At 66.5% G+C, this 19,918-nt stretch carries 15 protein-coding genes; 7 read left to right on the forward strand and 8 right to left on the reverse strand.

Annotated features, from left to right (window positions below; translation table 11 throughout):
• Positions 1-71: 71 nt before the first annotated feature.
• The 4 genes from V3596_RS19690 to V3596_RS19705 form a co-directional block, all read right to left on the reverse strand.
• The gene (locus tag V3596_RS19690) at positions 72-827 is read right to left on the reverse strand and encodes a class II glutamine amidotransferase (RefSeq protein ID WP_334279535.1); all 756 of its coding nucleotides are present in this window, start codon (positions 825-827) and stop codon (positions 72-74) included.
• Between the two features lie 14 nt (positions 828-841).
• Entirely contained in the window at positions 842-2,050 is a 1,209-nt protein-coding gene (locus V3596_RS19695; RefSeq protein ID WP_334279536.1) for an NAD(P)/FAD-dependent oxidoreductase, read from the reverse strand.
• A 108-nt stretch (positions 2,051-2,158) separates the two neighbouring features.
• Positions 2,159-5,221 (reverse strand): TonB-dependent receptor, encoded by a 3,063-nt coding sequence (locus V3596_RS19700; RefSeq protein ID WP_334279537.1) that lies wholly within the window; start codon positions 5,219-5,221, stop codon positions 2,159-2,161.
• Between the two features lie 620 nt (positions 5,222-5,841).
• On the reverse strand, positions 5,842-8,019 hold the full coding sequence (locus V3596_RS19705) for a malate synthase G (RefSeq protein ID WP_334279538.1): 2,178 nt from the start codon (positions 8,017-8,019) through the stop codon (positions 5,842-5,844).
• Positions 8,020-8,166: 147 nt separating this feature from the next.
• On the opposite strand from V3596_RS19705, the gene V3596_RS19710 reads away from it, so the two are divergent.
• On the forward strand, positions 8,167-9,090 hold the full coding sequence (locus tag V3596_RS19710; RefSeq protein WP_334279539.1) for a LysR family transcriptional regulator: 924 nt from the start codon (positions 8,167-8,169) through the stop codon (positions 9,088-9,090).
• Here V3596_RS19710 and V3596_RS19715 read toward each other — a convergent pair.
• The 4 genes from V3596_RS19715 to V3596_RS19730 form a co-directional block, all read right to left on the reverse strand.
• Positions 9,080-10,195: a YbdK family carboxylate-amine ligase gene (locus tag V3596_RS19715; RefSeq protein ID WP_334279540.1), complete on the reverse strand. Its 1,116-nt coding sequence runs from the start codon at positions 10,193-10,195 to the stop codon at positions 9,080-9,082. The genes V3596_RS19710 and V3596_RS19715 overlap by 11 nt on opposite strands.
• Positions 10,196-10,198: 3 nt before the next feature.
• A complete protein-coding gene (locus V3596_RS19720; RefSeq protein WP_334279541.1) occupies positions 10,199-11,407 on the reverse strand; it encodes a cation:proton antiporter in 1,209 nt (402 codons plus the stop codon).
• 81 nt (positions 11,408-11,488) lie between these two features.
• Positions 11,489-11,884 carry a hypothetical protein gene (locus V3596_RS19725; RefSeq protein ID WP_334279542.1) on the reverse strand — a complete coding sequence of 132 codons (396 nt, stop codon included), beginning with the start codon at positions 11,882-11,884 and terminating at the stop codon, positions 11,489-11,491.
• 49 nt (positions 11,885-11,933) lie between these two features.
• On the reverse strand, positions 11,934-13,307 hold the full coding sequence (locus V3596_RS19730) for a serine/threonine-protein kinase (RefSeq protein WP_334279543.1): 1,374 nt from the start codon (positions 13,305-13,307) through the stop codon (positions 11,934-11,936).
• A 37-nt stretch (positions 13,308-13,344) separates the two neighbouring features.
• On the opposite strand from V3596_RS19730, the gene argS reads away from it, so the two are divergent.
• From argS to V3596_RS19760, 6 genes are all read left to right on the forward strand, one after another.
• On the forward strand, positions 13,345-15,063 hold the full coding sequence (argS, locus tag V3596_RS19735; RefSeq protein ID WP_334279544.1) for an arginine--tRNA ligase: 1,719 nt from the start codon (positions 13,345-13,347) through the stop codon (positions 15,061-15,063).
• The gene (locus tag V3596_RS19740) at positions 15,060-15,755 is read left to right on the forward strand and encodes an SPOR domain-containing protein (RefSeq protein WP_334279545.1); all 696 of its coding nucleotides are present in this window, start codon (positions 15,060-15,062) and stop codon (positions 15,753-15,755) included. Before argS ends, V3596_RS19740 begins: the two co-directional genes overlap by 4 nt.
• A 65-nt stretch (positions 15,756-15,820) precedes the next feature.
• A complete protein-coding gene (locus tag V3596_RS19745; protein WP_334279546.1) occupies positions 15,821-16,483 on the forward strand; it encodes a thiol:disulfide interchange protein DsbA/DsbL in 663 nt (220 codons plus the stop codon).
• Between the two features lie 70 nt (positions 16,484-16,553).
• Complete coding sequence (gene lptA, locus V3596_RS19750) at positions 16,554-17,186, forward strand: lipopolysaccharide transport periplasmic protein LptA (RefSeq protein ID WP_334279547.1); 633 nt, start codon at positions 16,554-16,556, stop codon at positions 17,184-17,186.
• Positions 17,183-17,962, forward strand: a complete 780-nt coding sequence (gene lptB / locus V3596_RS19755) for an LPS export ABC transporter ATP-binding protein (RefSeq protein WP_334279548.1) — start codon at positions 17,183-17,185, stop codon at positions 17,960-17,962. The genes lptA and lptB overlap by 4 nt, the downstream gene beginning before the upstream one ends.
• A gap of 20 nt (positions 17,963-17,982) precedes the next feature.
• Positions 17,983-19,482 carry an RNA polymerase factor sigma-54 gene (locus V3596_RS19760; protein WP_334279549.1) on the forward strand — a complete coding sequence of 500 codons (1,500 nt, stop codon included), beginning with the start codon at positions 17,983-17,985 and terminating at the stop codon, positions 19,480-19,482.
• Positions 19,483-19,918 lie beyond the last annotated feature (436 nt).

Here is a 19,918-nt window from a genome sequence, read left to right on the forward strand (position 1 = left end):
GGCGGGCGGTTCGGGCGGCGAGTGGCGGGATGGCGGGATGAATGGGACGGGGCAGGGGATTGGCCGGCGGCTCAGGCCAGCGGCAGCCCGTCGACAAAGACCTTGAGCTGGCCCGGCTCGAAAGCGACCCAGGCTTCGTCGCGGGTGAGCGGCTCGGTGGCGATCACGGCCACGCGGTCACGCACCGTGGTGGCCTGGGCAAAGTCGACGCTCAAGTCTTCGTCATGCAATTGCACCTTGCCGAAGGGATGCTGGCGCAGCAGGTAGTGCAGCTTGGTCGAACCATGGGCCCACAGCGCCTGGCCGTTGGAGAGCAGCATGTTGAAGGTGCCGTAGGCGTTGAGCTGCGGCATCAGCTCGGCCAGCGTCAGGCTCAGCTCCTCGATGCTGGGCACCGAGCAATGGGCCTTGGCCAACTCCTGCATCAGCCAGCAGAAGGCGCGCTCGCTGTCGGTGTCGCCCACCGGCTTGAAGGCGGCATGCAGGCGCGGATGGAAGTCGACCAGGTTGCCGTTGTGGGCAAACACCCAGTAGCGGCCCCAGAGCTCGCGCTGGAACGGATGCGTGTTCTCCAGCGACACCACACCCTGCGTGGCCTTGCGGACATGGGCGATGACGTTCTGGCTCTTGATCGGGTAATGCTTGACCAGCTCGGCCAGCGGCGAGACCCGTGCGCTGTGGTGATCGACGAAATGGCGCAGGCCGCGGCCCTCGAAGAAGGCGATGCCGAAGCCGTCCTTGTGCTCATCGGCCCGGTTCGCGAGGCCGGCGAAGCTGAACATCACGTCGGTGGGCGTGTTGGCATTCATGCCGAGGAGCTGGCACATATCGAATCAGCGGGTCATTCGAAGAAAAGGCGCGTCAGCCCCTTGAGGCTGACCAGATGGCCCGGGTTGCTCGTTTCGTTGAGCACGCCGCTCATGCGCCGCAGCAGGGTCGGGCTGCGCTGGGCGCGCCAGATCAGGAGGTCGGCCAGCCAGGGCATGTCATTGACACGATTGGCCCGCTGGTAAAGGTCGAACTTGGGCTTCAGCGCGTGCAGCGAGGCCTCATAGCCGGCGCGCACCGCGCCATCGTCCAGGCCCTGGCGGCGGCCCTGCAAAACCGCCTCGGCGGCCAGCATGCCGGTTTCCATCGCCTTGCCAATGCCCTCACCGGTGAAGGAGTAGGTGCTGCCTGCGGCTTCACCGGTGACCAGCAGGCCGGGCCGCGTCCAGCGCGCACCCTCCAGCGTGCAGCGCAGTGGCGCCCCCTTCAACTCGCCGACCAGCTCGCCTTCGCGCATCAATCTGGCGGCCGGTTCGTAGTGCTCGCAGAAGGCGTCGAAGATCGCGCGCAGATTGATGTCCTTCTTGGCACCCTTGCCATTCAAGGTGTTGTGGCTGTTGGTCACGCCGACGCCGATATTGAAGCAGCCGTCAGGCGCCGGGAAGATCCAGCCATAGCCCGGCCGCACCGCCTTGGACCACACCACTTCGAGTGCCTTGAATTGGCCGACCAGCGAGGGCGCGCGCACATAGCCACGCAAGGCCACGCCGCTGGGCGTGTGGCGTTCGCACAGGCCGGCGGCACTGAGCGCCTTGGGCACGGCGCCGGTGGCAAGCACCACCCACTGCGCCTGCACCTCGATCTCGTCGCCATCGACCTTCAGGTGGGCGCCGGCCACGCGACCGGCTGCGTCCACGACAGGCGCTTCGAAGCGGGCCGGCGCCAGCAGCCGGGCGCCGGCATCTTGCGCGGCGCGCAGCAGCAGGGCATCGAGTTCACGGCGCGGCAGCACCGCCAGCGTGCCGGGCACGTCGATGCGGCCGCCGCGAGGCCCGATGCAGCCGACATGGTCGACCCGCTGGGCCCGAGCCATCACCTGGTCCAGCACGCCCAGGCGCGCGAGGGCGGCGTGGGCGTCGGGAATCAGGCCGTCGCCACAGATCTTGTCGCGACCCGGCGCGGCCTGGTCGATCAGCAAGACATCCACGCCGGCCTGCGCCAGCACGCGCGCGCAAGCGCTGCCGGCCGGGCCTGCGCCGACCACCAGAACGTCACACTGCATCGAAGAGCTCTCCATCGCTATTCCCTATCGAAGGGTGGATTCTCGCAGCCCATGAAAAGGGGCCCCGCGAGGGGCCCCTGGTCAGCGCTGGGAAGTGGCTGCAGCAGATCAGTAGTCGTACGACACATTGAGCGTCATCGAACGAGCCGACTGGCGCGACATGGGACGCATGAAGGTATTGCTGATCGTGTACGGGCCGGTTTCCGAGGTCACGTCGTACTGCGTCACACGCTGCTGATTCAGCATGTTGAAGACGTTCAAGGTCACGGCCAGCTTGTCGTCCAGCGCCTTCGGGCGGAATTGCAGGCCCAGATCGATGCGATAGGTCCAGGGCGTGCGCACATCACCTGGTCGGGAAATCTTGCCCAGGCAGGTGTGATACGCCGCGCCGTAGGAGATCGGGTCGCCGGCAGCCGAGCCTTCGTCGATCTTGCCGTCCGGGTTGTAGTAGCCCAGGCAGCTGACCGGCGTGCCGGAGAGGATGCGCGCATTGCCAGTGATCATCCAGTCCTGCGCGAACTGGTAGGAGCCGCGGACCTTGATCTGATGGCGACGGTCGTTGAACAGGTAGCCGTTGGCGTACTCCATCATCTGCCAGGCGTCCCAGTCCTGGGTCTTGGAGATGTTGTCCTGGCCGAACTCCGACTTCACCTGGCCTTCGTTGTTGCCCTTGAGCTTGGAGTAGGTGTAGTCGACACGCAGGCCCCAGTCATTGTTGAAATTGCGCTCCAGGAACAGGTCGATCGAGCTGTAGTCACGCTTCAGGCCTTCCGTGAAGCCCAGCTGTGCGGCGCTGATCTTCTTGGTGAGGCGTTCGCCGCCACCCACCTGCTCGAAGCTGTAGGTGTTGCTGCCGCCCGGGTTGAACATGTAGCAGCCCGACACGTAATACTGCTTGCCGTCGCTGGTCTTGTAGATGTGCCGACCGGCCACGTCCTTCACATGGGTCAGGCCGGCCTGAGCGGCCAGCGAGGCGCGGTCGCAGAAGTCGTCGACCGAGGATTTCAGCGAACGATAGGTGAACTTCGCGCCCGCCGTCCAGCCCTTGCTCACCGCCTTCTCGAAGCCGAGGATGAACTCGTCCTGGTACATGTTCTTCAGGTCCTTGGGCGAGAAGCCCTGGACATCGACCGGCGTGCCGTACTCGCTATTGCCTGACACAGCACCCGGTGCAGGTGCGCCACCAATGCCCGGCACGCTTGTGAGCCCCGTGGGCATGCCATTGGCGGCGATGCCGGTGTAGGTGAAGTACTGCCAGGTGTAGGTCGATGCGGAAGCGCCGCGGATGGCCACATTGTTCGGCAGGGCCAGGAAGTAGCGGCCGGCATTTCCGAAGGCCTTCAGCGAGGCATCACCCATCACGTCCCAGGTGGCACCCAGGCGGGGCGCCCACTGGTTCTTGGCATTCATATAGGCTTCGCCGACGTTGTTCTTGTTGGTGAACTGGTCATTGCGCAGGCCCATCGACAGCAGGAAATTCCTGCTCAGGTTCCAGCGGTCTTCGACGTACCAGGCCTTCTGCTCCAGCGACATGTCGGTGCTGTTGAAGTACTTCAGCTGGCGCACGTAGTAGCCGTTCGGATTGGTCGGGCTGTAGGGGTTGCCGACACCCAGGTTGGCATCGATGTTGCCGGACTTGCCCAGGCGGGCGTACTGCCAGTACTCGGCCACTTGGGCGTCGCCCTCGTTCTTCGCCACGAACTTGATGTTGTCGATACCCGCGCTCAGGGTATGGGCCGAATTCAGGCGCCACTCCAGGTCGGCACGCAGGCCGTTGGTGTTGTCGCGACCATCGTGGCCCTGGTAGGCACCCTGGATGTTGGGAATGGGCGTGCTGCCGACGATGGCGGGGTTCTGGCTGGTCACGCCCGACAGATAGGGCACACCCGGCAGGACGCTGGGATTGACCTGCTTGTTGGTGAATCGGCTGTTGCCGTAGGTGGCGCTCAGGGTCAGGTCGTCGGTGAGGTAGCCGGTGTACTTGAGGATGTTGTAGCCGCTGTTCTTGTAGACCGGCGTGGGCACGGTGCTCAACACCGCGCCTTCGACGCCGGTCGCGAAGTTGTAGGCATTGCGCGTGCCTTCAGAGCTGTAGCGCTCGCCCAGGTAGGTGTACTCGAGCAGGTGGTCATTGCTGACGTTCCAGTTCAGCTTGAGGTAGGCCTTGGGGTCCCTCGAACTGCTGCGCGTGCTGTAGGCCGTGCCGTTGACAGGCACGCTGAGCGAATCCGTGCTGCTGCCTTCCAGGGCCGCGAAGATGAACAGCTTGTCCTGGATCACCGGGCCACCGACATACGCGCTGAGACTGGCGCTTTCACTCCGGTTCTGGCTGTTGCGGCGGTACAGCGTGCCGGGGAGTTCCTTGTCTTCGTACTCGTAGTCGCCCGGCAGCGCGAGCTTGGGATAGAAGCTGTCCTTGGCCTTGGCGCGGGTGCCGGCAGGCGTCAGCGAGAACTGGCCGCCATACACCCACTTGTTCGTGCCGGCCTTGCCGACCTGGCTGATCACGCCGCCAGCGGAGCGACCGTACTTGGCGCCGTAGCCGCCGGTATAGGTTTCCTGCTGGGCAATGGCGCCGTAGGGCAGCTCGAACTGACCCAGATTGCTCAGCGGCTCACCGCTGAAGTAGCCGTTGACGTAGTAGGCGTTCTCGGAGACGCCAGCACCGCCGAACGAGGTCAAACCGCCGAAGTAGCTGGCCGCGCCGGCGTTGGCGCCCGGTGTCAGCAAGGCAATGGCCTGCGCCGACTGCACCAGCGGCAGGCGCGACAATTCCTTGGCGGTGATGACGGTGCGGACATCGGTGGAGCTCGTGTCGATCATGAGCTTGGTGCCGCTCACCGTGACAGTCTCCAGCGTGTTCTCGAAGGACACACCGGCCGCCGAGCCCACGGTCACCGTGACCTTGCGGCTGCCCAGGCCCTTGGCTTCGACCTTGTAGTCGCCAATGGGCAACTGAGCGACGCTGAAACGCCCGCTCGCATCCACCGTGACCGTGCGGCTGAAGCCACTGTCGTTGGAGATGGTGACGACGGTGCCGGCCTTGGCCGAGCCGACGACGCTGCCGCTGGTGCTCTGGGCCATCACGATGCCTGCCAGGCAGGTGCCGACGGCTGCGGCCACCAGCGAGCGGGTCAAGCGCTTGCCGGCTTGACGGTTGAAGTGACTCATAGATTTCCTCCGATGAAGCAATGGTTGTCGCTTGCGCCTTTGTGTTTTGCAGCGCTTTCGACTTATGAGAATCCCCAGACCTGGCAGTCATGCAAGCGACGCTGCGCTGCTGCTGCAGTTGGCTGGGCACCTTCTCTCTGATGTCGCCGTTCTGGCGGCGGCGCGATATTGCCGCAACAGCCCTGCCGAAAGCCACCCGTGAGAAGGCACACCCCCAGCCGGGGCGGCCGGAAGACAACAGCCACCCCAGCCCCCCCAAGAGTCTGGTTGGCGTGTCATTTGTGCAAATCAGCACCTCCCTGCGCCGCTCGTCCACAAAAACGAAAGCGCTCCAGAAGCTGCGCCTTCGCTTCGGGCGACGCCGCACATCTGCGCCCAAATGCAGCGCTGAACACCGGCTCCCGGCGGCGATCAGCACCCAAGTTGCCGCAGGCCTTCTGCCGCCGCGCATGGCGGCCGCTCACTTGTGGCGTCAACGCATCGGCGCGACCCACCCAAATGGGTAGTCAGGCGGCCTGCTGAGGGCCGCTCGCCGGCACCGCCGCATGGGCAGCAGGGACTTGCGAGCATTGACGAGCGGCCAATGAAAGAGGCCCCGCGGGGCCTCTTTCATTCGGTCATCAAGCCTGCTGCTTCACGCGCAGTCGCCAGGCGTGCAGCAGCGGCTCGGTGTAGCCGCTGGGCTGCGAGCGGCCCTGGAACACCAGGTCCAGCGCCGCCTGGAAGGCCGCACCCTGAGGGTTCGCCGCCAGGCTCTTGTAGGCCGGGTCGCCGGCGTTCTGCTGGTCGACGACGGCGGCCATGCGCTTGAAGGTCTCGCGCACCTGGGCCTCGGTCACCACACCATGGTGCAGCCAGTTGGCGATGTGCTGGCTGGAGATGCGCAGCGTGGCACGGTCTTCCATCAGGCCCACGCCATTGATGTCAGGCACCTTGGAGCAGCCCACGCCCTGATCGATCCAGCGCACCACATAGCCGAGGATGCCCTGCACGTTGTTGTCCAGTTCCTGCTGACGCTCGGTGGCGCTCCACTCTGCCTTGGCCACGACCGGGATGTTCAGGAGCTTCTCGAGGATGGCTTCGCGCTCGGCGTCGGCATCGATCTTCTCCAGCTCGGCCTGCACCGCAGCCACGCTCACCTGGTGGTAATGCAGCGCATGCAGGGTGGCAGCGGTCGGCGAAGGCACCCAGGCGGTGTTGGCACCCGCCTTCGGGTGGCCGATCTTCTGCTCCAGCATGGCGGCCATCAGGTCGGGCATGGCCCACATGCCCTTGCCGATCTGGGCGCGGCCGCGCAGGCCGCAGGAGAGACCCGTCAGCACATTGCTGCGCTCGTAGGCCTGGATCCAGGCGCTCGTCTTCATGTCGCCCTTGCGCAGCATCGGGCCGGCCAGCATGGCGGTGTGCATCTCGTCGCCGGTGCGGTCGAGGAAGCCGGTGTTGATGAAGGCAACCCGGCTGGAAGCGGCGGCGATGCAGGCTTTCAGGTTGACGCTGGTGCGGCGCTCTTCGTCCATGATGCCCAGCTTGACGGTGCTGTCCGGCAGACCCAGCAGTTGCTCGACGCGGCCGAACAGCTCGGCCGCGAAGGCCACCTCGGCCGGGCCGTGCATCTTGGGCTTGACGATATAGATCGAGCCCGTGCGCGAGTTGCCGCGACGTGTCAGGTCATGCTTGGCAATGGCCACCGTGACCAGCGCATCCATGATGCCTTCGGGGATCTCCCTGGCTCCGCCGTCCCACAGGATGGCCGGGTTGGTCATCAGGTGGCCGACATTGCGCACGAACATCAGCGAGCGACCATGCAGCGTGACTTCGCCGCCAGCGGGTGCGGTGTAGACACGGTCGGGGTTCAAGGTGCGAGTGAAGGTCTTGCCGCCCTTGGCCACTTCTTCGGTCAGCGTGCCGAGCTGGATGCCGAGCCAATTGCGGTAGGCCAGAAGCTTGTCTTCGGCATCGACCGCGGCGACCGAGTCTTCCAGGTCGAGAATGGTGGACAGCGCCGCTTCCAGCACCAGGTCGCTGACGCCGGCGGCGTCGCTCGCGCCGATGGCGGTGGCGCGGTCGATCTGGAGGTCCAGATGCAGGCCGTTGTGACGCAGGAGCACGGAGCTGGGTGCGGTCGCAGCGCCTTGATAGCCGACGAACTGCGAGCCGTCGGCCAGGCCGGTGCTGGCGCCGCCGATGAGGCTCACGACCAGCTGCCCGTTCTCAACGCGATAGCCCGCCGCGTCCTTGTGCGAGGCGCCGGCCAGCGGCGCGGCCAGATCCAGCACCTGGCGGGCGTAGGCGATCACCTTGGCACCGCGGGCCGGGTTGTAGCCGCCAGCGCGTTCAGCGCCGCCGTCTTCGGAAATCGCGTCCGTGCCATAGAGGGCGTCGTACAGCGAACCCCAGCGGGCGTTGGCCGCGTTCAGCGCATAGCGGGCGTTCAGGATGGGCACGACCAGTTGCGGGCCGGCCTGCGTGGCGAGCTCGGCATCGACCTGGGCCGTGGTGACCTGCGTCTTCCCCGGCGGCGGCACCAGGTAGCCGATCTTTTCCAGGAAGGCCCGGTAGGCCGGCATGTCGGTGATCGGGCCCGGGTGGGCGCGATGCCAGCCATCGATCTCGGTCTGCAGCCGGTCGCGCTCGGCCAGCAGGGCGGCATTCTTGGGCGCCAGCTCATGGACGATGGCATCGACGCCAGCCCAATAGGCCTCGGGGCTGACGCCAGTGCCGGGCAGCACCTCGGTGTTGATGAAGGCGTACAGGGCGCTGTCGACCTGCAGGCGGTGGAGGGCGGTGCGTTGGCTCATGGCGGACTCCGAAAGGCAAGAAGGAGAAAGTAGCGAATACAGGAACTACCGCCAATTTAGACCCGGCGAACGGAAAGATTGCTGACGCCGGACGCATTGGATTCATTACTTTTATGCAAAGATCCAGCGAAATTCCTGGTTGATTACATGGATCGCCTGAAGCAGATCGAATCCTTCGTCGCCATCGCCACCAAGGGCAGCCTGAGCGCCGCCGCCCAGGCCGAAAGCGTCACGCCGGCCGTGATGGGGCGCCGGCTGGATGCGCTGGAAGCACGCCTCGGTATCAAGCTGATGCTGCGCAGTACGCGTCGGCTCACGCTGACGCACGAGGGCAGCGCCTTCCTGGAGGACTGCCAGCGTCTGCTCATCGACTTTGCCAATGCCGAGGCCTCGGTCAGCGCCGGCGGCATCCAGGCCAGTGGCCATTTGCGCCTGACCGCTCCGGCGGGCTTCGGCCGACGCCATGTGGCGCCGCTGGTGCCTGAGTTCCTGGCCGCGCATCCGGACCTCAGCGTTTCACTCAACCTCAGCGACCGCATCGTCGACCTGGCGGCCGAGGGCTATGACTGCGCCGTGCGCGTGGGCGACCTGCCCGACTCCAGCCTGGTGAGCCAGCGCCTCGCTGACAACCGCCGGCTCTGCGTGGGCGCACCTGCCTACCTGAAGCGGGCCGGCGCGCCGCGCCATCCGGCCGAGCTCACGCGCCACGCCTGCCTGGTACTGAGCTCGGACGCCAGCCAGTCGCGCGGCTGGGCCTTCATGATCGACGGACAACTGGTCCACACCCGGCCCAGCGGCCGGCTCGATTGCAGCGACGGCCAGGTGCTGCACGACTGGTGCCTGGCGGGCCTGGGCCTGGCCTGGCGCTCGACCTGGGAGGTCGAGGCCGACATCGCAGCCGGCCGCCTGCAAGCGGTGCTGGACGACTATGCCGCTGCGCCCAACGGCATCTACGCCGTCTACGCCCAGCGCAAGCATCTGCCGCTGCGGGTGCGGCTGTGGGTGGATTTTCTGAAGGCCCGATACGGCAGCGCGGCCTACTGGCGCGGCGCGTCCGTGCTCAAGACCTGAAGCGCTGCAGCGCGCTGGCCACGACGCCCTCCAGCCCGGCGCTGGATTGCTGGGCGTTGCGCAGAAACTGCGCGCCATTGCCGACGAAAAGCAGCTGGTGCAGCCGCTCCAGCCCGGCCTCGGCCCCCAGCCGCTCGGCCTGCGGTTGCAGGCGGCGCAGCGTGCGCAGCAGGTCTTCACGCAGGCTCAAGGACTCATGGCTGCGCGGGTCGACCAGGCCGCCATCGAGGCCGAAGCGGCAGGCCTGGAAGCGGTTGTAGTTGTAGACCAGGTAGTCGTCCTCGGCGGGCAGCTGGCTGCGGTCCTCCAGCAGCTCGGCGCACAGGCATTGCAGATAGACCGCCAGCGCGGCCGCGTCCTCGACCTGCAGCGGCGTGTCGCAGACGCGCAGCTCGATGGTCCCGTACTCGGGCTTGGGCCGGATGTCCCAGTAGAAATCCTTCATGCTCTTGACCACGCCGGTCGCTTCCATCTTGCGGAAGTAGCCGGTCGCAAACTCGTCCCAGGACAGCGTGAACGGCGCGCGGCCACTGAGCGGGAAGGCGAACACCGAGTTCAGGCGCGCCGAGCTGAACAGCGTGTCGCGGCCCTGCACATAGGGCGAGGAAGCCGCCAGCGCGATGAAATGCGGCACATAGCGCGACAGCGAGTGCAGCAGATACATCGCATCGTCGCCGCTGCTGCAGCCCACGTGCACATGCTGGCCGAAGATCGTGAACTGGCGCGCCAGGTAGCCGTAGAGCTGCGACACCTCCTGGAAGCGCGGCTTGGGAAAGATGCGCCGCTCGGTCCATTGCTGGAACGGATGCGTGCCGCCACCGGCCACGCCGATATTGAGCCGCTCGCCGGCCTCGACCAGGCGGTCGCGGATCTCATGCAGCTGGTCAAGCAGGCCGGCGTGGCCGGTCTGCACATCGGTCGACACCTCGATCATGCTTTCGGTGATCTCGGGCACCACATTGCCCGGGAAGGGCCGGCGGCCGAGCAGCTCCAGCATGTCGCGGCTGGCAGCCGTGAGGTCGTAGTCGCTCAGGCTGACCAGCTGCAGCTCCAGCTCCACGCCAAGCGTCAGCGCCGCCGAGGTCTTGAAGGGTTCCAGCGCCATCGCTCAGCCTCCCTCGCGTTCGTCGGGCAGCTCGCCGCCCAGGCGCAGCGCCAGCTGCAGCACGGCCGGCCCGAGCAGCTCCAGCACCAGGACCATGGCGGCCAGGGCCGGCAAGGCAAGGTTCAGCGACACACCCATATGTCTTGTCTGCTCCAGCAGGAGGATCACGAAGGCCGACAGCGGCGTCAGCGCCAGCCCGGTCAAAAGGCCCTTGCGCACCGTCGTACCGCTGGGCCGCGCCAGCAGGGCCACGGCACCGGCCTTGGCCAGCAGGCGCACGAGCACCAGCGCCAGGCCCAGGCCCAGGCCGGCCACGGCGGCGGACCCGTCGATGCGCGAAGCGATGAAGATGAAAAGCAGCAGCGAGAGCAGCTCGCCCAGCGCACCGAAGCCACGCTGCGCCCGGCCGAACACGATGCCCTGCTGGCGCACCGTCAGGCCGAAGGCCAGGGCCGCCACGATGGGCGAGAGCCGCAGCGAATAGGTCAGCGCCACCAGCAGCGCAACGCCGAGCACGAACAGCGGCGTGCAGTCGCGGTCGCCGCCGAGCAGGCGCAGCAGGCCCGGCACCAGGGCACCGGCCGCCAGGCCGAGCAGGGCCGAACCCATCACCACCACCGAGCTGGCATAGAGCGCCTGCAGCAGATTGCCCGATTGCTGGAACACGAACTGGCCCAGCAGCAGCTTGAAGGCCAGCACCGCCAGCACGCAGTTCAGCGCCGCCAGATGCAGCACCCGCTCAGTGATCTGGCCGGCGCTCCGGCGCTCATGGATCACGCGCAGGATGGCCGCCGGCGACGAGGCCATGGCCAGCACCGCCACCAGCCAGGCGTCCAGGTCCGCCAGGCCGAACAGCCGGGCCAGGCTCAGCACGGCCAGCAGGGTAAGCAGGCTCTCCAGCAGGCCGGCGGCAACCAGCCACGGGTTGCGCCAGAACCAGCGCAGATTGATGCGGTAGCCGAACTCAAAGAGGATCAGGCCGAAGGCCAGATTGGCGCCATACAACGCCAGGGCAGGCGCCGGGGCAGGCAGCCAGCCGAGTTGAGTGGGTGCCGCCACAAAGCCCACCAGCGCATAGACGCAGATGCGGGGCAGGCGCAGGGCGCGGTAAGCCCATTCGCCTGCCAACCAGGCCAGCAGCAACACGAGGGGCCAGGCGAGGTCGCCAAGCGGCAACCAATCGACCCAGCGGCTGGTGTCGGTCTCGAACATCGGCGCAGTGTAGGCGCCAGGGGAAAGTCAGGCCGGCCGCCGCCCAAGACCCCTCGGGCGGTGCCGGCATTCAGGAGGTGCTTACTTGGCGCCCGCGCCAGCGTCGGCCACGCACTTCTTGGTGAAGCTGTTCTTGGCAGCGCCGTGCAGCTTGCTGGCGGCGGCCTTGGCCTCGCAGGCCGCTTCCGGGCCGGCGGTCGCGGCGCCGCCTGCATCGGCCACGCATTTCTTCGTGAAGCTGGCCTTGGCTGCGCCGGCCAATTTCTTCTCGGCTGCCTTGGCGTCACAGGCCGATGCGGCATCACCGCCGCCACCGGCGTCCGCCACGCATTTCTTCAGGAAGCTGGTCTTGGCAGCGCCGGCCAGCTTCTTCTCGGCCGCCTTGGCATCGCAGGCGGAAGCTGCATCAGCAGCGCAGGCGGGCCCCGCCAAGGCGGCAGACAGGACAACGATCAGGGACAGCAGGGACTTCTTCATCACAACTACCTCTTTCTGGACAACAAGGGACAACAGGAAAGGAACTGAACTACATGATCCGCCGCGGATGTGACAGCTGCTCATGTGCCGCATGCAGGCGCCGCACCAGCACCTGGATGAAGGCGCGGTCGAAGCGATGCTGGCATTCGGGGCTCAGCAGGCCCAGCGACTCGGGCGTGAACGAAATCGTGGTGCAGACATCGCTCACGCGGATGTCGGTGCTGTGGCGGCGCAGGTCGGGGTTGGGCGCGAGGTAGGCCATCTCGCCGACCGAGGTGCCCTGGCCCAGCGTCACCACCTTGTTGCCATCGCGGAACACATCCACCGCGCCCTGGGCAATGATGTGGAAGGTATTGCCCTCCTGGCCTCGCCTGTAAAGCGCATGGTCCAGCGGATAGCGGCGCCAGCGCGCCCGGTGCACCACCTCCCAGAGCTCCACGTCGCCGAAGTCGGCGAAGAACTCCAGGTCGCGCAGCATGTTGAAACGCTCGGAGTCGCGCACCTCGTAGAGCCGCGCCAGCGGCACCAATTGCTTGGCCACCAGCTCGGACAAGGCACGCGCAAAGCTGCCCCAGTCCGGATAGCGCTCCTCCGGGTGCTTGGCCAGCGCCCGCGCTATCACCGCCTCCAGCTCCGGCGTCACGCCGCCACGCAGGTCGGCCAGCGAGGCCGGCTGCTGGTGGTAGATCTGGTGCATCAGCGCCATCTGGTTGGGCGCGTCAAAGGGCGGGCGGCCCGCAATCAGGTGGTAGAGCACGGCGCCCAGCGCATAGATGTCGGCGCGGCAATCGACGTCGCCGCCCTCCACCTGCTCGGGCGGCATGTAGGCGAGCGAGCCGACGCGGTGGACCTGCGTCTTGTCCGACATCAGGTTCAGCGCCGAGCCGAAGTCACTGACCTTCACATCGGTGACCTGGCCCTGCGCATCCAGCACCGCCAGCAGGTTGGCGGGCTTCACGTCCCGGTGGATCAGGCCTTGGCGGAACACATAGTCCAGCGCCATCGCGCACTTGAAACCGAGCTCGACGATCTGGTCCAGCGGCAAGAGCCGGTCGCTGCGGCAGAAGTTCTTCAGCGTGACGCCGGGCACGTACTCCATCACCAGATAGGGCGAGTCGGGGTCGGGCACGGCGTCGAGGATCTGCACCACGTTCGGATGCTGCAGCCGGCCGGCCAGCGCGGCCTCGGCGGCGAAGAAGCGGTTGCTGATCTGGCCTTCGATGTCGTCAGCGCCCAGCGCCCAGGAGCGCACGCGCTTGATCGCCACCTCCTTGCCATTGAAGCCGTCCATGGCCAGATAGACGTCGCTGGTGGCGCCTTCGCCGAGCCGGCGCAGCACGCGGTACTTGCCGACATAGGCAGGCAGGTCGGCTGTCGTACTGCCAATCGAGGCCAAGGGGCTGCCGGTCTCCGTGCTGCTCATGCGGCCATCATAAGCATGGACCCGTAGAATTCGGCCCATGATTCAAGCCAAGCAGGAACTGCTCGCCGCCCTGGGCGAAGCCATCCAGGAACTGAACCCCGGCGCCGACCTGGCCGCCGCATTCGAGTCCCCCAAGCAAGCCAGCCATGGCGATTTCGCCTGTACCGTCGCCATGCAGATGGCCAAGGCGCTCAAGACCAACCCGCGCGCGCTGGCCGAACAGCTGATCGCCGCCCTGCAGGCCAAGCCTGCTTTCCAGCGCTGGGTCGAGGGCCTGGAGATCGCCGGCCCCGGCTTCATCAACATCCGCCTGAAGCCCGCCGCCAAGCAGGCCGTGGTGGCCGAGGTGCTGGGCGCTGGCGCAGCTTTTGGCACCCAGCAGGCCAACGATACCCACGTGATGGTGGAGTTCGTCTCGGCCAACCCGACCGGCCCGCTGCATGTGGGCCATGCCCGCCAGGCCGCGCTGGGCGATTCGATCTGCCACCTGTTCGAGACCCAAGGCTGCCAGGTCACCCGCGAGTTCTATTACAACGACGCCGGCGTGCAGATCGCCACGCTGGGCTCGTCGACGCAGAACCGCCTGAAAGGCCTGAAGCCGGGCGATGCAGGCTGGCCCGAGGCCGCCTACAACGGCGACTACATCCAGGACATCGCTGACGACTTCCTGGCCAGGAAGACCGTCAAGGCAGACGACCGAGAGTTCACCGCCTCGGGCGACGTGAACGACCTGGACGGCATCCGCCAGTTCGCCGTGGCCTATCTGCGCCACGAGCAAGACCTGGACCTGCAGGCCTTCGGTCTGAAGTTCGACAACTACTTCCTCGAGTCCAGCGTCTACGCCGGTGGCCAGCTGGAGAAGGCTGTCGAGCGCATGATCGCCGCCGGCAAGACCTACGAGGAAGGCGGCGCGCTGTGGTTCAAGTCGACCGACTACGGCGACGACAAGGACCGGGTGATGCGCAAGAGTGAAGGCGGCTTCACCTACTTCGTGCCGGACGTGGCCTACCACGTCAACAAGTTCCAGCGCGGCTACACCAAGTGCATCAACATCCAGGGCACCGACCACCACGGCACCATCGCTCGCGTGCGCGGCGGCCTGCAGGCGCAGGGCCTGGGCATTCCGCAAGGGTTCCCGGACTACGTGCTGCACAAGATGGTCACGGTGATGAAGGGCGGCGAGGAGGTCAAGATCTCCAAGCGCGCCGGCTCCTACGTGACGCTGCGCGACCTGATCGACTGGACGAGCCGCGATGCCGTGCGCTTCTTCCTGATCAGCCGCAAGGCCGACACCGAGTTCATCTTCGACGTCGACCTGGCCCTGCAGCAGAACGACGAGAACCCGGTGTTCTACGTGCAGTACGCCCATGCGCGCATCTGCTCCATCATCCGCCGCTGGGTCGATGAAGAGAGCGGCGACGAGGCCGCGCTCAACGGTGCCGATCTGGCCCTGCTGACTGCCCCGACCGAGGCCGCCTTGATGCTCAAGGTGGCCGACTATCCGCGCATGCTCAGCAGCGCCGCGGCCGGCCTGGCGCCGCATGACGTGGCCTTCTACCTGCGCGATCTGGCCGGTGCCTTCCACAGCTACTATGCGGCCGAACGCGTGCTGGGCCAGGCTGCAGAGTTGACCCGTGCGCGAGTGGCCCTGCTGGCGGCCACGCGCCAGGTGCTGCGCAATGCGCTGACGGTGCTGGGTGTCAGCGCGCCGGAAGCAATGTCTCGTGGTGAACAAGCAACGACGGAGTCTGCATGAGCAAAGGTCAGGGCGGTGGTGGTGGTGGTGGCGGCAGCAGCGAGCGCGGAGGCTTCGTCCTCGGCCTGATCGTCGGCCTCTTGATCGGCCTGGCTGTTGCCCTGGGCGTGGCGCTCTACATCAACAAGACGCCGATTCCCTTCGTCAACAAGGTGCCGCAACGCACCGCCGAGCAGGACGCCGAAGAGGCCGAACGCAACAAGAACTGGGACCCGAACGCACCGCTGGCCGGCAAGAACGCCAAGGCCGCGAGCGGCGTGGTCAGCGGCGGCGAAGTGAAGCCGGCGGCACCTGCTCAAGCCCCTTCGAGCGCAAGCCCAGCACCCGCACCCGCGCCCGCGCCCGTAACCACGGCACCGGCCGCAGCACCCGCGCCAGCGCCAGCGCCGGCACCCGCCGCCAGCAAGGCCGGCAAGGCTGAGGCCAAGGTGGATGCCAAGGCTCCCGCGGCCGACCCATCGATCTACTTCGTTCAGGCCGGCGCGTATCTGAAGAATGACGACGCCGAAGCCCAGCGCGCCAAGCTGGCCCTGCTCGGCCACAGCGCCAGGATTTACGAATTCGAACAATCGGGCCGCACCGTGTACCGGGTCCGCATCGGCCCGCTGGATGCGCGCGAGGACGCCGAAGGCCTGCAGAAGAAGCTGGAAACCGCCGGCGTCGACGCCAATCTGGTGCGTGTCCAGCGCTGATCGGTCAGCTGTTCTACGATCCCGGCCGTTGCACCCCCTATTCGCAGTTCACAGGTAGCTGATTCATGAATCGTCGCGACTTCTCCGCTCTCGGACTCTCGGCCCTTGCACTTGGCAGCGCCGGCCTCGCCCAGGCACAGGGCGGCCCCATCGAGGGCAAGCATTTCAAGCGCCTCGCCAGCCCGCTGCCCACGACGCCGGGCAAGATCGAGGTCACCGAGTTCTTCTGGTACGGCTGCCCGCATTGCTATGCGCTGGAGCCGATGCTGCAGGAATGGGTCAAGCAGCTGCCCCCCGACGTGGTGTTCCGCCGCGTGCATGTCGGCTTCCGCCCCAATATCAAGCCGCACCAGAAGCTGTTCTACGCGCTTGACGGCCTGGGCAAGGCCGAGGAATACCACCAGCGCGTCTTCGCCGCCTTCCACCAGCAGCGCCTGGAGCTGGACGACGACAAGGCCATCATCGCGCTGGCCACCAAGATGGGCCTGGACACCGCCAAGTTCACCGCGATGTACAACTCCTTCGGCATCGAGAGCAAGCTGTTGCAGGCCAACAAGCTGTTCGAGGCCTACAACATGGACGGCGTGCCGGCGATCGCCATCGGCGGCCGCTTCTGGACCTCGCCCTCGATGGTGGGCGAACGTGGCATGACCGAACAGGAACAGGGCATGCGCGCGCTGCAGGTCGCCAACAGCCTGATCCAGCGCGCGCGCAGCTCAAAGCCGTGACGTAATTGCCAGCGGCCCGGGGGTGGGCTGGGCCTAGAATGGCCTGCAAGTTTTGTGCCGCCCACCCACCATGCGCCCTGCCCATCTTTCCTCCTCGCTGCTGCTGAGCGCCCTCGCCTTGCTGGCCGCTGCGCCGGCGGGCGCCGAAAAGGGCGACCGCTACAAGCCGATGAACATCAGCTATGACGAAGGCGGTCGGGTCGAGATCGCCAACCAGCTGACCGAGCTCACCGGCAACGTGATCCTGAGCCAGGGCAGCCTGCTGCTGAAGGCCGGCAAGGTGGTGATCAAGGAAACCCCCGACGGCTTCTTCCAGGCCTCGGCCACTTCGGACGGCGACAAGCAGGTGAGCTTCAGCCAGGGCCGTGACACGCCGGGCGAGGTGATCGAAGGCAGGGCCGACCAGATCGAATACGACAGCCGCAAGGAAACCGTCCGCTTCGTCGGCAATGCGGTGCTTCGCCAACTGCGCAACGGCCTCGTCACCGGGGAGACCACCGGTGGCGAGATCGCCTATGACAACCGCAGCGAACTCTTCAAGACCAGCGGCGGCAATGTCGAGCGCAGCCCCAACGGCCGCGGCCGCATGGTGTTGATGCCGCGCGCAGCCAGTGCGCCCGAGGCATTGCCGTCCGCCAGCAGCGCACCTACCCAACTGCAGCCCAGCACCACGCTGCAAACCACGCCTCGCAAGCCCTCATGAGCGGCATCGACAGCGCAGCGGCGGCACCGGACCGCCCGAGCCGGCTTGAGGCCGACGGACTGCAGAAGACCTACGGCGTGCGTCGCGTGGTCAAGAACGTGCACCTGGCCGTGGACAGCGGTGAAGTCGTGGGCCTCCTGGGTCCCAACGGTGCCGGCAAGACCACCAGTTTCTACATGATCGTCGGCCTGGTGCGGGCGGACGCCGGCGAGATCCGGCTCGATGGCGAGGCGCTGGAGCGCCTGCCCATCCACCGCCGCTCGCGCCTCGGGCTGTCCTATCTGCCGCAGGAGGCTTCGATCTTCCGCAAGCTCACCGTCGAGGAAAACATCCGCGCCGTGCTGGAGCTGCAGCAGGACGAGAACGGCAAGCCCTGGACCAAGACCCGCATCAACGAGATGCTGGACAGCCTCCTGCACGAGCTCTCGATCGAGAAGCTGCGCGACAGCCCGGCACCCGCGCTCTCGGGCGGCGAGCGCCGCCGGGTCGAGATTGCCCGCGCCTTGGCCACGCAGCCGCGCTTCATCCTCCTGGACGAGCCTTTTGCCGGCGTGGACCCGATCGCCGTGCTCGAGATCCAACGCATCATCGGCTTCCTGAAGGCGCGCGGCATCGGTGTGCTGATCACCGATCACAACGTGCGCGAGACCCTGGGCATCTGCGACCGCGCCTACATCATCAGCGAGGGCGAGGTGCTGGCCGAAGGCACGCCCGACGAGCTGGTGGCCAACGCCGACGTGCGCAAGGTGTACCTCGGCGAACACTTCAAAATGTAGGCTGCTGGGGCTGCGCTGAGATGAAACCCACCCTGCAGGTACGGCTCAGTCAGCATCTGGCGCTGACGCCCCAGTTGCAGCAGTCGATCCGGCTGCTGCAGCTCTCCACACTGGAGCTGCACCAGGAAGTGGAGCAGATGCTGGCGCAGAACCCGCTGCTCGAGACCGACGAGGAATTCGGCAGCGCGGTCACCGCACCCGAGCTCAGCGAAGTCCGCGGCAACGCGTCCGACGAACCCGACTCGGCACCTTCAGGCGATGGTGAGGCCGCGAGCGAGATCAAGGCCGAGGACTTCGGCACCACCGAGCGCGAAGACTGGGAAAACGGCACCGAGGGCGACGACTTCGACGGCATCCGCGAGCTGCCCGGCAGCGCCAGCTCCAGCAGCGAAGACGGAGAAAGGCCCGAGACCGAGGCGCCGTCCATCAGCCTGCAGCAGCATCTGCAACAGCAGATGGCCGGCATGTCTTTCAGCAGCGAAGACCGCGCCGCGCTCCTGGTGCTGATCGAATCGCTGAACGACGACGGCTACCTGGCCGACCCGCTGGAAGAGATCGCCGCCTCGCTCGCCGGTGAAGACGACCCCGAGGCACTCGAGGAATTGCTGGAACGCCTGCAGGTGGCCTTGCGCTGGCTGCAGAGCATGGAGCCCACCGGTGTCGGCGCCCGGGACCTCTCCGAATGCCTGCTCCTGCAACTGCGCACGCGGCCGCGCAGCCAGGTGCAGGTGGTGGCCATCCTGATCTGCAAGAACCACCTGGAGCTGCTGGCCCGGCGCGACAGCAAGAAGCTGATGGCACTCACCGGCGCCGACGAACAGCTGCTGCGCGAGGCGCAGACGCTGATCCAGACACTGGAGCCCAAGCCGGGCCGGCCGTTTGCGCCAGGCGAGGCGGCGGCCGTGGTGCCGGACGTGATCGTCAGCAAGAGCGGCCGCGGATTCCGTGTGATGCTCAACCCCGAGGTCGCGCCCAAGCTGCGCATCAACGAGCTCTATGCCAATGCGCTGCGCGCCACGCGCGGCGGCATCAGCAACAGCGCGCTGGGCGGCCAATTGCAGGAGGCGCGCTGGTTCATCAAGAACATCCAGCAGCGCTTCGACACCATCCTGCGTGTCTCGCAGGCCATCGTCGAGCGGCAGAAGGGCTTCTTCCAGCATGGGGCGCTGGCGATGAAGCCGCTGGTGCTCAGAGAAATAGCCGACGAGCTGGGCCTGCATGAATCGACCATCTCGCGCGTGACCACGGCCAAGTACATGGCCACGCCGCATGGCACCTTCGAGCTGAAGTACTTCTTCGGGTCCGGCCTCAACACCGATGCCGGCGGCAATGCCTCCAGCACGGCGGTGCGCGCGCTGATCAAGCAGTTCGTCGACGCCGAAGACAACAACAAGCCGCTGTCCGACAGCGCCTTGTCCGACATGCTGGAAGAGCAGGGCATCCAGGTGGCGCGGCGCACGGTGGCCAAGTACCGCGAGGCGCTGAAAATTGCGCCGGCCAATCTGCGCAAGGCGCTTTGACGCGACTCTGACCTGGGGTCTGAGCGGGGGTCTGAACGGGGCCCTGAATGCCTGCCGCGCAGCGCGCTGCCAACGCATGACCCAGCGACTTGCTAGGACTTTGCCGCGTCAGTCGCCGCACCGCAACAGCGCCGGCACAAACGATCAAGGCGTTGATTGATGCGCCCTGAATCCGCCCGGGATAACCCGCAAAGTGGGTGACCGGAAACCTTGCCTCCCGGCCGATTCATCCGCTATTCAAAATTCCGATAGTTCGACGCACAAGCGTCATACATCGATTCGGACCCGTCCTCATAAGCTGGACTCCTCACAAGCGCAGGCGGGCCTCATCCGGGCCTTGCAAGCAGGCTTGTAGATCGCCGCCTCGTGAAGCCTCGGGGCGCTTGCGGTGAACACCAGTCAATGACAAAAAGTGCCGGCCAAGCCCGGTGACGGA

Origin of the sequence: Roseateles microcysteis (assembly GCF_036880965.1) — a bacterium.
Classification (GTDB): Bacteria; Pseudomonadota; Gammaproteobacteria; order Burkholderiales; family Burkholderiaceae_C; genus JAUASW01.